This window comes from Streptomyces sp. SID12488 (assembly GCF_010548275.1).
In the GTDB taxonomy this organism is placed as follows: Bacteria; Actinomycetota; Actinomycetes; order Streptomycetales; family Streptomycetaceae; genus Streptomyces.
The window spans coordinates 83,977-96,260 of the sequence record NZ_JAAGLT010000018.1 but is presented as its reverse complement, the minus strand read 5'-3'; the positions used below and the strand labels follow the sequence as shown (position 1 = coordinate 96,260).

The 12,284-nt window shown below is 69.9% G+C and carries 10 protein-coding genes; 5 read left to right on the top strand and 5 right to left on the bottom strand.

Features of this window, described 5'->3' with window-relative positions; genetic code table 11:
* Window positions 1-34 precede the first annotated feature (34 nt).
* From G3I56_RS25595 to G3I56_RS25585, 3 genes are all read left to right on the top strand, one after another.
* Window positions 35-733, top strand: a complete 699-nt coding sequence (locus G3I56_RS25595; protein WP_164412797.1) for a hypothetical protein — start codon at window positions 35-37, stop codon at window positions 731-733.
* Between the two features lie 111 nt (window positions 734-844).
* A complete protein-coding gene (locus G3I56_RS25590) occupies window positions 845-1,693 on the top strand; it encodes a thioredoxin domain-containing protein (RefSeq protein WP_164412795.1) in 849 nt (282 codons plus the stop codon).
* 136 nt (window positions 1,694-1,829) lie between these two features.
* Window positions 1,830-3,503, top strand: coding sequence for an alkaline phosphatase D family protein (locus G3I56_RS25585; RefSeq protein WP_164412793.1), 1,674 nt, complete (start codon window positions 1,830-1,832; stop codon window positions 3,501-3,503).
* A gap of 42 nt (window positions 3,504-3,545) precedes the next feature.
* On the opposite strand, the gene G3I56_RS25580 is transcribed toward G3I56_RS25585, so the two are convergent.
* Complete coding sequence (locus tag G3I56_RS25580; RefSeq protein WP_164412791.1) at window positions 3,546-4,115, bottom strand: dienelactone hydrolase family protein; 570 nt, start codon at window positions 4,113-4,115, stop codon at window positions 3,546-3,548.
* Window positions 4,116-4,191: 76 nt separating this feature from the next.
* On the opposite strand from G3I56_RS25580, the gene G3I56_RS25575 reads away from it, so the two are divergent.
* A complete protein-coding gene (locus G3I56_RS25575; protein ID WP_164412789.1) occupies window positions 4,192-5,295 on the top strand; it encodes a mechanosensitive ion channel domain-containing protein in 1,104 nt (367 codons plus the stop codon).
* 101 nt (window positions 5,296-5,396) lie between these two features.
* Here the strand turns inward: G3I56_RS25575 and G3I56_RS25570 are convergent, their stop codons facing one another.
* The 4 genes from G3I56_RS25570 to G3I56_RS25555 all read right to left on the bottom strand — a co-directional run bounded on the left by G3I56_RS25570 (window position 5,397) and on the right by G3I56_RS25555 (window position 8,434).
* Window positions 5,397-5,867 carry a GNAT family N-acetyltransferase gene (locus G3I56_RS25570; RefSeq protein ID WP_164412787.1) on the bottom strand — a complete coding sequence of 157 codons (471 nt, stop codon included), beginning with the start codon at window positions 5,865-5,867 and terminating at the stop codon, window positions 5,397-5,399.
* Complete coding sequence (locus G3I56_RS25565; RefSeq protein WP_164412785.1) at window positions 5,864-6,808, bottom strand: RluA family pseudouridine synthase; 945 nt, start codon at window positions 6,806-6,808, stop codon at window positions 5,864-5,866. Before G3I56_RS25565 ends, G3I56_RS25570 begins: the two co-directional genes overlap by 4 nt.
* Before the next feature lie 66 nt (window positions 6,809-6,874).
* Window positions 6,875-7,447, bottom strand: a complete 573-nt coding sequence (lspA, locus tag G3I56_RS25560) for a signal peptidase II (RefSeq protein WP_164412784.1) — start codon at window positions 7,445-7,447, stop codon at window positions 6,875-6,877.
* 99 nt (window positions 7,448-7,546) lie between these two features.
* Entirely contained in the window at window positions 7,547-8,434 is an 888-nt protein-coding gene (locus tag G3I56_RS25555) for a TraR/DksA C4-type zinc finger protein (RefSeq protein WP_164412782.1), read from the bottom strand.
* A 579-nt stretch (window positions 8,435-9,013) separates the two neighbouring features.
* Here G3I56_RS25555 and ileS point away from each other — a divergent pair.
* On the top strand, window positions 9,014-12,172 hold the full coding sequence (ileS, locus tag G3I56_RS25550; RefSeq protein WP_164412780.1) for an isoleucine--tRNA ligase: 3,159 nt from the start codon (window positions 9,014-9,016) through the stop codon (window positions 12,170-12,172).
* Window positions 12,173-12,284: the final 112 nt, after the last annotated feature.

The window sequence follows — 12,284 nt, the reverse complement described above, 5'->3', positions numbered from 1 at the left end:
TCCTACAGGAGTCCGTGACACACTCACCTCCGCTATGGACATATCCGGGACCCACCTCAGAGCCGTACGCGCGGCACTGTTCACGGCACTCGTCGTGACGCTCAGCAGCGCGTCGCACGTGCTGCTGTCCCGGGTCCCCCTGCCGATGGGGACGGTGGCCGTGATCGCCGCCGCCGTCTTCGTCGTCGCGTACGCCCTGGCCGGCCGTGAGCGCGGCTTCGCCCGGATCGCGGCCCTGCTGATCCCGCTGGAGCTGGCCGCCGACACGGTCTTCACCACCGGTCAGACGGTCTGTTACGGCCGGGCCGGCGGCCCGGTCGCCGGCCCGCTGCGTTCGGTCGGCTTCGACGTGCTGTGCGCCGGTGACGGCGTGGGCACCCCGCTGGCCCGGGTGGCGGGCACCGACACCGACCGGGTGGCAGCCCTGCTCGCCCACTCGGGCCCGTCGACCGCCTGGCTGCTGCTGGCCGCACACGTCGGCGTGGGGCTGCTGGCCGCCGCCTGGCTGCGCCGGGGCGAGCGGGCCCTGGCCCAGTTGCTGGACGCGCTCACCACCTCCACCTTCCGCCCGCTGCTGCTGGCCTCCGCCACCGCGGTGACGGTCCGGTCCGCCCCGGCGGTACGCCGTCTGCCGCGACCGGCCCAGCGCGTCGCCGCCCTCCGCGCGCGCCTGCTCGTGCACTCCCTGGGACGACGCGGACCGCCGCGCCCGAGCCTGCTCGCCTTCGCCTGAGCGACAATCCGCCCGGGCGACAGCCGCGAGCGACGAGCACCGGCAAGCCCCCCGTTCACTTCCGCGTACGCCGCCCGTGCCGCGTACGCGTTCCCCAGGGAGATCACCAGCATGAGCAAGCGGAACAGCCAGGCGTCCAAGAACGCGGCCCGTGAACGTCTGCGCGAGGAGCGCGCGCGCCAGGCCAAGCGCGCCAAGGTCAAGCGGCAGGTCATCGTGGCCGGTGCCGTCGTCGCCGTCCTCGCGATAGCCGGCGGTATCGGCTACGCGGTCGTGCAGAACAACAAGCCGGGCTACTGGGACACGGCGAAGGACGCGAAGATCGTCGCGCCGGCCAACACGACGGGCACCAACGGCACGACGGTGGTTCTCGGCAAGAGCACCGCCAAGAAGACCCTCAAGCTCTACGAGGACCCGCGCTGCCCGATCTGCGCCCAGTTCGAGGAGACGGTCGGCCCGACCCTCAAGCAGGACTTCGACGCGGGCAAGTTCAAGATCCAGTACATCGGCGGCACGTTCCTCGACGGAGACACCGACGACAACGGGAAGATCCAGATCGGCTCCCGCGGCGAGGGCTCCAAGAACGCGATGAGCGCCATGGGCGCCGCGCTGAACGTGAGCCCGGAGGCGTTCCTGGAGTACAAGACCGCGCTCTACTCGACCAAGTACCACCCCGAGGAGACGGACGACAAGTTCAAGAGCGACGACTACCTGATCAAGGTGGCGAACACGGTCGGCGCGCTCAAGAACAACACGAAGTTCCAGACCGCCGTCAAGAACGGCACGTACGACGCCTGGGCACTGGCGATGTCCCAGACGTTCAACACCAACAAGGACGGCGTCAACGGCACCCCGAGCCTGGTGATGGACGGCAAGAAGCTCACGGCCCCGAACAGCGAGAACGCGCCCATGACGGTAGCCGACTTCACCACGGCGATCACGGCGGCGCTGAAGGCCTGAGCAGCGGGTTCCGGGGCGTTCGGAGCGCCTGCTGTACGGTCCGCCGCTCGGTCCCGGTGGACGATCAGCCGAAGAGCGGGCGAACTTTTGTCGTTCGCCCGCTCTACCGGCCTACTGATCAGTAATCTCAGCGCCCGTGACGAGTCGAAGCTCTTCCTCCGAGTCCACGGGCGCCCGGGTCAACTCCCTCGCCCCACGCCGCCGTACGGTCGTCAAGGCCGCCGCGGCCACCGCCGTACTGGCCGGTCCGCTGGCCGCCGCGCTGCCCGCCCGTGCCGCTGCCGAGGTGCCCGCCTTCCTGCACGGGGTCGCCTCCGGCGATCCGCTGCCGGACGGCGTCCTGCTGTGGACGCGCGTGACGCCCACCGCCGAGGCGATACCCGGCTCCGGGCTCGGCCCGGACACCGAGGTGAGCTGGACCGTCGCCCTCGACAAGGCGTTCACGAACATCGTCTCCAAGGGCTCGACCACCGCGACGGCCGCCGCCGACCACACGGTCAAGGCGGACATCCGAGGCCTCTCGCCCGCCACTGACTACTGGTTCCGATTCTCGGCCGGCGGCACGGACTCCCCCGCCGCCCGCACGCGCACCGCGCCCGCCGCGGACGCCGCGGTGACCGGCCTGCGCTTCGGCGTGGTCTCCTGCGCCAACTGGGAGGCCGGCTACTTCTCCTCGTACCGCCACCTCGCGGCACGCGGCGACCTGGACGCCTGGCTGCACCTCGGCGACTACATCTACGAGTACGGCACCGGCGCGTACGGCACCCGCGGCACCGTCGTACGCCCGCACTCCCCCGCGCACGAGATCCTCACGCTCGCCGACTACCGCGTACGGCACGGGCGTTACAAGACCGACTCCGACCTCCAGGCCCTCCACGCGGCAGCCCCCGTCATCGCGATCTGGGACGACCACGAGTTCGCCAACGACGCCTGGTCGGGCGGCGCCGAGAACCACACCGAGGGCACGGAGGGCACCTGGTCGAGCCGGCAGTCCGCCGCGAAGCAGGCCTACTTCGAGTGGATGCCGGTCCGCACGGCGATCGCGGGCACCACCTACCGGCGCCTTCGCTTCGGCAAGCTCGCCGACCTCTCGCTCCTCGATCTGCGCTCCTTCCGCTCCCAGCAGGTGTCCACGGGCAACGGTACGGTCGACGACCCCGCTCGTACGATCACCGGCCGGGCCCAACTGGACTGGCTGAAGGCGGGGTTGAAGGCCTCCGACACCACCTGGCGGCTGGTCGGCAACTCGGTGATGATCTCGCCGTTCGTCATCGGCTCCCTCAGCGCCGACCTCCTGAAGCCGCTCGCCGAACTGCTCGGCCTGCCCAAGGAGGGCCTCGCCCTCAACACCGACCAGTGGGACGGCTACACGGACGACCGGCGTGAACTCCTCGCCCACCTCCGCTCCAACGCGATCCGCAACACGGTCTTCCTGACCGGCGACATCCACATGGCGTGGGCCAACGACGTGCCCGTGGACGCCGGCACCTACCCGCTGTCGCCCTCGGCCGCCACGGAGTTCGTCGTCACGTCGGTCACCTCCGACAACCTCGACGACATCCTCAAGGTCCCCGAGGGCACCGTCACCGCACTCGCCGCGCCGATCATCCAGGTGGCCAACAGGCACGTCCACTGGGTCGACACCGACCGCCACGGCTACGGCGTCCTGGACATCACCGCGGACCGCGCGCAGATGGACTACTACGTGCTGTCCGACCGCACGAAGGCGAACGCGACCTCGACCTGGTGGCGCTCGTACCGCACGCTCACCGGCACGCAGAAGATGGAACGGACGTACCGCCCGGTGTAGCCCGCGGAAGACCGGTCAGCTGCCGGTCCCGAAGAGTCGGCCCTACAGACTGTCGAGGAAGCCGAGCGCCACCCGCCAGGTGGCCTCGGCCGCCTCCTCGTCGTAGTCCGGCAGATCGGGGTCGGTGTAGAGGTGACCGGCCCCGGCGTACCGGTAGATCTCCACGTCGGCGCCCACCTTGCCCATCTGGAGATACCAGGAGCCCAGCCAGTCGTCGGTCTCGAACGCGTCCGGCTCGGCCACGTGCAGCTGGACCGGCAGCTCATCCACCGACGCGGTCTCGGCGATGTCCGACGTGCCGTGCAGCAGCAACAGCCCGCGTGCCTTGGCGTCGCCGAGCGCGAGCGTCTGCGCGGTCGCGGCACCGAACGAGAACCCCGCGTACACCAGACCCCGCCCGGAGTAGGGCGCGGCGGCCAGGATCGCCCGTCTGAGCAGCTCGTCCTTGCCTATGGCGTCCTTGAAGGCCATGCCCTCCTCGACGGTCTCGAAGGTGTGCCCGTCGAAGAGGTCGGGGGTCCACACCTCGTGTCCGGCCGCCCGCAGCCGGTCCGCCGCGGCACGTACGGCGGGGCGAAGCCCATAGGTCGAGTGAAAGAGCATGACGTTCATGTGGACATCGTGCCAGTGACCACTGACACCAAGGTCACATGTTCAAGGCCGCCCCTCAGCGGTTACGTTCTCCGGCATGGAGAACGTACTGCGCCCGCTGATCGTCCTCGGTGGCTCGGTCGTGCTCACGCTGCTCATCGGCTGGGCCACGGACCGGTTGCTGCGCAAGGCGGACGAACGGCAGACCGAGACTCCGCTGTGGGGACTGCTGCGCCGGGGCCGTGTGCCCTACCACCTCGTCCTGTGCGCGGCGCTGCTCAGAGGGTCCTACCACGAGGCCGACCTGCTCAAGGAGCACCAGGTCGCCGTCGGCCGGGCCCTGACGCTGGTGCTGATCGGCTCGACGGCCTGGCTGGTCGTCCGCATCGCGGCGGCGGTCGTGGACACCTCGTACACCCGTTACGCCCGCGTCCACCCCGACCCGGCCCGGGTCCGTCGGGTCCGCACCCAGGTGTCGTTGATCACACGGGTGGTCGCGGCGATCGTGGCCGTCGTGGCGGTGGCGGCGATGCTGCTGACGTTCCCGGCGATGCGGGCGGCCGGCGCCTCGCTGCTGGCGTCGGCCGGAATTCTGGGCATCGTCGCGGGTGTGGCGGCCCAGTCGACGCTGAGCAACATGTTCGCGGGGTTCCAGATCGCCTTCGGCGACATGGTGCGTCTGGGCGACACGGTCGTGGTGGACGGCGAGTGGGGCACGGTCGACGAGATCACGCTGACGTTCCTGAGCGTGCGCACCTGGGACGAGCGCCGTATCACGATGCCGGTGTCCTACTTCACCTCGAAGCCCTTCGAGAACTGGTCGCGTGGCGGGGCCCAGATGACCGGCATCGTCTTCTGGCACCTCGACCACAGCGCACCCATGGAGGCGATGCGGGAGCAGCTCCGCGACCTCCTGCGCGAGTGCCCGGCCTGGGACGGCCGCGCCTGCGACCTGTCCGTCACGGACGCCACACCGAGCACCATGGAGGTACGCGCCCTGGTGACGGCGAAGGACGCGGACGATGTCTGGAAGGTCCGGGTGTACGTCCGCGAGGGCATGATCCGCTGGCTGGCCGAGCAACACCCGTACGCCCTCCCTCGGGTCAACACGGCTGACGCGTCCCTGCCCCCGGGCAGTGAGACGGCGACCCGCCAGGCCCGAAGGGCACACGAGACCCCACGGGTGGCCGCCCGGGGCTGACACCGCCCTGGGACGGAAAGCCGCCACCGAAGAGCACCCCCACAGGAGAGGCCCACTTCGCAAAGGGCTCGAAGCGGGCGGTGCGCGGGTGGGAGAAAAAACTAAAGAGAGCGCCGCATCGCAAGATGCGCGATACCAGCCTCGTAGAACTCGTCCCCGTACCCCGCGTACCCGAGCCGCTCGTAGAACCCCGCTGCGGCCGTCTGCGCATGCAGATCCACGGCGACAAGCCCCAGCCCCCGGGCCGCCGCCTCGATACCCCGCACGAGCGCGACCCCGACCCCCAGCCCCCGCGCTTCCTTCCGCACCGCGAGCCGCCCGAGCGACCCCACGGACAGATCGCCCCCGGTCCGGCCTGCCGCGGCCTCCCCGTGCAGCAACCGCCCCGTGCCGAGCGCGACCCCGTCCTCCCGGACGGCCACCACATGCAGCGCGCCCGCGTCGAACTCGTCGTACTCCAGGTCCTCCGGCACCCGCTGCTCGGCGACGAAGACCTCCTTGCGCACCGCGAAACAGGCCTCGCGGTCGGCGGGATCCTCGGCGACGCGCACCGCGTACGACGGCCGGGTCATGCGTAGGTCTCCTCGCGCACCCGCTCCAGGGCGCCTGCCAGGTCCTCCGGATAGTCGCTCTCGAACTCGACCCACGTCCCGTCCCCGGGGTGCTCGAAGCCGAGGCGTACGGCGTGCAGCCACTGGCGGGTCAGGCCGAGCCGCTTGGAGAGCGTCGGGTCCGCCCCGTACGTCAGGTCGCCGACGCAGGGATGCCGGTGGGCAGCCATGTGGACGCGGATCTGGTGGGTGCGGCCGGTCTCCAGCTTGATGTCGAGCAGGGAGGCCGAGCGAAACGCCTCGATGAGGTCGTAGTGCGTGACGGACGCCTTCCCCTCGGCCGTGACCGCCCACTTGTAGTCGTGGGTGGGGTGCCGGCCGATGGGCGCGTCGATCGTGCCGCTCATCGGGTCGGGGTGGCCCTGGACCAGCGCGTGGTAGCGCTTGTCGACCGTGCGCTCCTTGAACTGGCGCTTGAGCGACGTGTACGCGCGCTCCGACTTGGCGACCGCCATCAGGCCGGACGTGCCGACGTCGAGCCGGTGCACAATGCCCTGGCGCTCGGCGGCACCGGAGGTGGAGATGCGGTATCCGGCGGCGGCGAGCCCGCCGATGACCGTCGTCCCCGTCCAGCCGGGCGACGGGTGCGCGGCCACGCCGACGGGCTTGACGATCACGACGATGTCGTCGTCGTCGTGCACGATCACCATGCCCTCGACCGGCTCAGCCACCACCTGCACGGGGGCGGGCGCCTGTGGCATCTCGACCTCGAGCCAGGCCCCGCCGTGCACCCGCTCCGACTTGCCGACCACCGAGCCGTCGACCATGACCTTCCCCGCCGCGGCCAGCTCGGCGGCCTTCGTACGGGAGAAGCCGAACATCCGGGAGATGGCGGCGTCTACACGCTCACCCTCCAGGCCGTCCGGCACGGGCAGGTTGCGGATCTCGGGAATCGTACTCACCTGTCGAGTATGCAGGACGGGCCCGACACCCCCGACCGCGCCTGTGGACAAACCCCGCCCGGCTCGTCAGTCCTTGTGGACGGTCCCGTCCGGGTCGAGCCCCTTGAAGGACAGCAGAACGATCAGGATGCCGCCGCAGACGATCGCCGAGTCGGCCAGGTTGAAGACCGCGAAGTGCTTGGGCGCGATGAAGTCGACGACCGCGCCCTCGAAGACGCCCGGCGAGCGGAAGATCCGGTCGGTCAGATTGCCCAGCGCGCCGCCGAGCAGCAGACCGAGCGCGATCGCCCAGGGCACGCTGTAGAGCTTGCGGGCCAGGCGGGCGATCACGACGATCACGGACGCAGCGATGACCGTGAAGATCACCGTGAAGGCCTCACCCATACCGAAAGCGGCACCCGCGTTGCGGATCGCCTCGAACCTCAGCCAGTCCCCGATGATCTCGATCGGCGCGTGGTGCTCCAGCTTGGCGACCACGATCATCTTGCTGGCGAGGTCCAGCGCGTACGCCAGCGCGGCGACCGTGAACAGCACGAGGATCCGGCGCCTGCCCCGGGGCCGCTCGTCCGGGGTTTCCGGCTCGGCTCCCGCCGCGTCTGGGATGTCCGGCGTACCGATGATGCGCTCCGCCTCTGCCACGTGAGTCCCTCAACCTAGGTTCCTGACTGAGGACGAGGGTACGACACGCCTCCTGGCACACAGGAGCGCAGGAGGCACACGGCGGGGACCGGCGGCCGGTCAGTAGCGACGCTCCTGCTTCTGCTTGCATTCGACGCACATCGTCGCGCGCGGGAACGCCTGCGTACGGGCCTTCCCGATCGCCTTGCCGCAGCTCTCGCACAGGCCGTACGTGCCCGTGTCCAGCCGCTCCAGCGCCCGCTCGTCCTGGACGAGCATCTCGCGCGCGTTGGCCGCCAGCGCCATCTCGGCCTCGCGTGTCGTGTTCTTGGTGCCGGTGTCCGCCTGGTCGTCGCCCGCGCCGTCCCCGGAGTCCCGCATCAGACCCGCGAGCGACTGCTCGGACGCCGCGATCTCGGCGCGCAGCCGCTGCACCTCGGACTGCAGCCCGGCGCGCGCCTCCGCCACCTCCTCCGGGGTCCATGGATCCTCACCGGGGCGTACGGCGAGTTCGCCCGGCTCCGTCGCCGCGACGATCCGCGCCTTGGGTACCGCGCTGGGCTTCTTCGCCGTCGTGGTCGTGCCCGCAGTCTTCTTCGCAACCACCGTCGTGGCTCCCGTCGTCTTCGCGGCCTCGGCCGCGCCCGCCCTGTTGGCGGTGCTCTTCCTGGCCGTGCTCTTCGTGGAGGTGCGTGTACCGGTGCCGCTGTGAGCCGCGGTGCTTTCGGAAGCAGCGGCTTTCTTCACGACAGCTGTCTTCACGGCGGCTGTCTTCACGGCGGCTGTCTTCACGGCGGCTGTCTTCGTGACGGCCCTTTTGGCCACCGTCTTCTTGGCCACCGATGTACTTGCCACCGCTTTCGTCGCCGCTGTCTTCTTCACGGCGCTCTTCTTGAGGGCGCTCTTCTTCGCGTCCGTGCCCTTGCCACTGCCGGAGGCCCCCGCGGCCGTGGATCCGGTGGATCTGCCGGTCGTCGACTGCTGCTCGGCGGTCTTTTTCGCCACCATGGCCGCGGCCCCTTCACATATCGTGATCTTGCTCGCAAATCGTGCTGGGACGATAAATCGACTTGAGTCCCGCGGCAACGGGAAGCGCCACCCGATTCGCCCACTCCGCCGCTCCCGCGGGGCGGACCTGCAAGCGTTGTGCCCAGCTCCCCGCCGGGTAATCCGCCGAGCCGTGCGTCCCGGAATCCGGACACCCACCCCTGGCCATTCGAGTGGCCCGGAATACCGGTCGGCCGCTGTCCGTGGGGCGCCGTACACTGGCGGAGCGAGAAGCGTGGATGGGGACGAGTAGCGGCGTACGCAGCCCAGAGCGACCCGGGGACGGTGGAAGCCCGGGGGCGAGCGCGACGCGAAGATCACCCCGGAGCCGCCGGAAGAAAGCCGCAGTGAGGCGTGCAGTACAGCCAAGGCGAGTAGACCCGGTATCGCGACCCCAATGAGGGGGCTCACAGGTGTGCAGGCCGCACCGGGGAGCCAAGGAGGGTGGTACCGCGGGAGTACGCCGTACACGGCGTCCGGAGAATTCCGGCTCTCGTCCCTCCGACGGAAGGCAGAAAGTCCGCCGGAGGAAGCTCGCTGATGACAACGCCGACGTACCGCCAGGTGCCCGCCCAGGTCGACCTGCCCGCCCTTGAGCACGCCGTGCTCGACTTCTGGCACGACCAGAAGATCTTCGCCAAGAGCCTTGAGCAGTCCGAGGGCCGCCCCGAATGGGTGTTCTACGAGGGCCCGCCCACCGCGAACGGCATGCCGGGTGCCCACCACATCGAGGCCCGCGTCTTCAAGGACGTGTTCCCGCGCTTCCGCACCATGCGCGGCTACCACGTGGCCCGCAAGGCCGGCTGGGACTGCCACGGCCTCCCGGTGGAGCTGGCGGTCGAGAAAGAGCTCGGCTTCGCCGGCAAGCAGGACATCGAGTCGTACGGCATCGCCGAGTTCAACGCCAAGTGCCGCGAGTCGGTGACCCGCCACACGGACGCCTTCGAGGCGCTCACGACCCGCATGGGGTACTGGACCGACCTGCACGACCCCTACCGCACGATGGACCCCGAGTACATCGAGTCGGTCTGGTGGTCGCTGAAGGAGATCTTCAACAAGGGCCTGCTGACCCAGGACCACCGCGTCGCCCCCTGGTGCCCGCGCTGCGGCACGGGCCTCTCGGACCACGAGCTGGCCCAGGGCTACGAGACGGTCGTCGACCCCTCCGTGTACGTCCGTTTCCCGCTCACCTCCGGTCCGCTGGCCGGCGAGGCCGCACTCGTCGTCTGGACGACTACGCCCTGGACGCTGGTCTCCAACACCGCGGTCGCCGCCCACCCCGACGTCACCTACGTGGTCGCGACGAACGGCTCGCCCGACAGCGAGAAGCTCGTCGTCGCCGAACCGCTGCTCACCAAGGCGCTCGGCGAGGAGTGGCAGCCCACCGGACAGACCTTCACCGGCGCCGAGATGGAGCGCTGGTCCTATCAACGTCCGTTCGAGCTGGTCGAGTTCCCGACGGACGTGCCCACCCACTACGTGGTGAACGCGGACTACGTGACGACCGAGGACGGTACGGGTCTGGTCCACCAGTCCCCCGCCTTCGGTGAGGAAGACCTCAAGGTGTGCCGCGCGTACGGCCTGCCGGTCGTGAACCCGGTCCGCCCGGACGGCACCTTCGAGGAGGACGTCCCCCTCGTGGGCGGTGTCTTCTTCAAGAAGGCGGACGAAAAGCTCACCGAGGACCTCCAGCAGCGCGGCCTCCTCTTCAAGCACATCCCGTACGAGCACAGTTACCCGCACTGCTGGCGCTGTCACACCGCACTGCTCTACTACGCGCAGCCGTCCTGGTACATCCGCACCACGGCCGTCAAGGACCGTCTCCTCCAGGAGAACGAGAAGACCAACTGGTACCCGGAGACGGTCAAGAACGGCCGCTTCGGCGACTGGCTGAACAACAACATCGACTGGGCGCTCTCCCGCAGCCGTTACTGGGGCACCCCCCTCCCGATCTGGCGCTGCGAGGAGGACCACCTCACGGTCGTCGGCTCCCGCGCGGAGCTGACCGGGCTCACGGGCACCGACCAGTCGGACCTGGACCCGCACCGCCCGTTCATCGACGCGGTCACCTTCGCCTGCCCCCAGGGCGACTGCGGAAAGACGGCCACGCGCGTGCCGGAGGTCATCGACGCCTGGTACGACTCGGGTTCGATGCCGTTCGCGCAGTGGGGATACCCGTACAAGAACAAGGAACTGTTCGAGTCCCGCTACCCGGCGCAGTTCATCAGCGAGGCCATCGACCAGACGCGCGGCTGGTTCTACACGCTGATGGCGGTCGGCACGCTCGTCTTCGACAAGTCGTCGTACGAGAACGTGGTCTGCCTCGGCCACATCCTCGCCGAGGACGGCCGCAAGATGTCCAAGCACCTGGGCAACACCCTTGACCCGATCCCGCTGATGGACCGGCACGGCGCGGACGCGGTGCGCTGGTTCATGGCGGCCGGCGGTTCCCCGTGGGCGGCCCGCCGCGTCGGGCACGGCACCATCCAGGAGGTCGTCCGCAAGACGCTCCTCACGTACTGGAACACGGTCGCCTTCCAGGCCCTGTACGCGCGTACGTCGAACTGGGCCCCGTCCGCGGCGGACCCGGCTCCGGCCGACCGCCCGGTCCTGGACCGCTGGCTCCTGTCCGAACTCCACGCACTCACCGACCAGGTGACGCAGGCCCTGGAGACCTACGACACCCAGCGCGCCGGCAAGCTCCTGTCGGCGTTCGTCGACGACCTGTCCAACTGGTACGTACGCCGGTCCCGGCGCCGCTTCTGGCAGGGCGACAAGGCCGCGCTGCGCACCCTGCACGAGGTCGTCGAGACGGTCACGAAGCTGATGGCCCCGCTGACCCCGTTCATCACCGAGCGGGTCTGGCAGGACCTGGTGGTGCCGGTGACCCCGGGCAGCCCCGAATCCGTCCACCTGACGTCCTGGCCCGAGGCGGACCTGTCCGCGATCGACCCGGAGCTGTCGAAGCAGATGGTGCTCGTACGGCGGCTCGTCGAGCTGGGCCGCGCCACGCGCGCGGAGTCGGGGGTGAAGACGCGTCAGCCGCTGTCCCGCGCGCTGGTCGCGGCGGCGGGCTTCGACACCCTCGACCGCGAACTGCACGCGCAGATCACGGAGGAGCTGAACGTCAGCTCCCTCGCGTCCCTCTCCGAGGTGGGCGGCTCGCTGGTCGACACCACCGCCAAGGCGAACTTCCGCGCCCTGGGCAAGCGGTTCGGCAAGCGCGTCCAGGACGTCGCGAAGGCCGTCGCGAACACCGACGCGGCAGCACTGTCCCTCGCCCTGCGCGCGGGCACGGCATCGGTGGAGGTCGACGGCGAGACGGTCACCCTCGCCCCGGACGAGGTCATCATCACGGAGACCCCGCGCGAGGGCTGGTCGGTGGCGTCCGACTCGGGTGCGACGGTCGCCCTCGACCTGGAGATCACGGAGGAGCTGCGTCAGGCGGGCCTCGCCCGTGACGCGATCCGGCTGATCCAGGAGGCCCGCAAGAACAGCGGCCTCGACGTGGCCGACCGCATCGCACTCCGCTGGACGTCCACGGACCCGGCGGTCACCGCGGCCCTGGCCGAGCACTCGGGCCTGATCGCCGACGAGGTCCTCGCCACGGACTTCGGTCAGGGTGAGACGGACGACACCTACGGGGACCCGTTCACGGACGAGGGCCTGTCACTGACGTTCCGCCTGCGCAAGGCGTAACGGCACGCACAGCACGTACGAAGGCCCGGTTCCGCCAGCCAACTTGGCGGAACCGGGCCTTCGGCATCACCGCACGAGAGGGAGCAACGCAAAAGGGCGGGGCCCCGGAAGA

Excerpts from the sequence above, each read along its gene's own strand:
- G3I56_RS25595 (WP_164412797.1), top strand. The coding sequence starts at position 35 with ATGGACATATCCGGGACCCACCTCAGAGCCGTACGCGCGGCACTGTTC.
- G3I56_RS25580 (WP_164412791.1), bottom strand. The coding sequence starts at position 4,115 with ATGAACGTCATGCTCTTTCACTCGACCTATGGGCTTCGCCCCGCCGTA.
- G3I56_RS25570 (WP_164412787.1), bottom strand. The coding sequence starts at position 5,867 with ATGACCCGGCCGTCGTACGCGGTGCGCGTCGCCGAGGATCCCGCCGAC.
- G3I56_RS25590 (WP_164412795.1), top strand. The coding sequence starts at position 845 with ATGAGCAAGCGGAACAGCCAGGCGTCCAAGAACGCGGCCCGTGAACGT.
- G3I56_RS25575 (WP_164412789.1), top strand. The coding sequence starts at position 4,192 with ATGGAGAACGTACTGCGCCCGCTGATCGTCCTCGGTGGCTCGGTCGTG.
- G3I56_RS25555 (WP_164412782.1), bottom strand. The coding sequence starts at position 8,434 with ATGGTGGCGAAAAAGACCGCCGAGCAGCAGTCGACGACCGGCAGATCC.
- ileS (WP_164412780.1), top strand. The coding sequence starts at position 9,014 with ATGACAACGCCGACGTACCGCCAGGTGCCCGCCCAGGTCGACCTGCCC.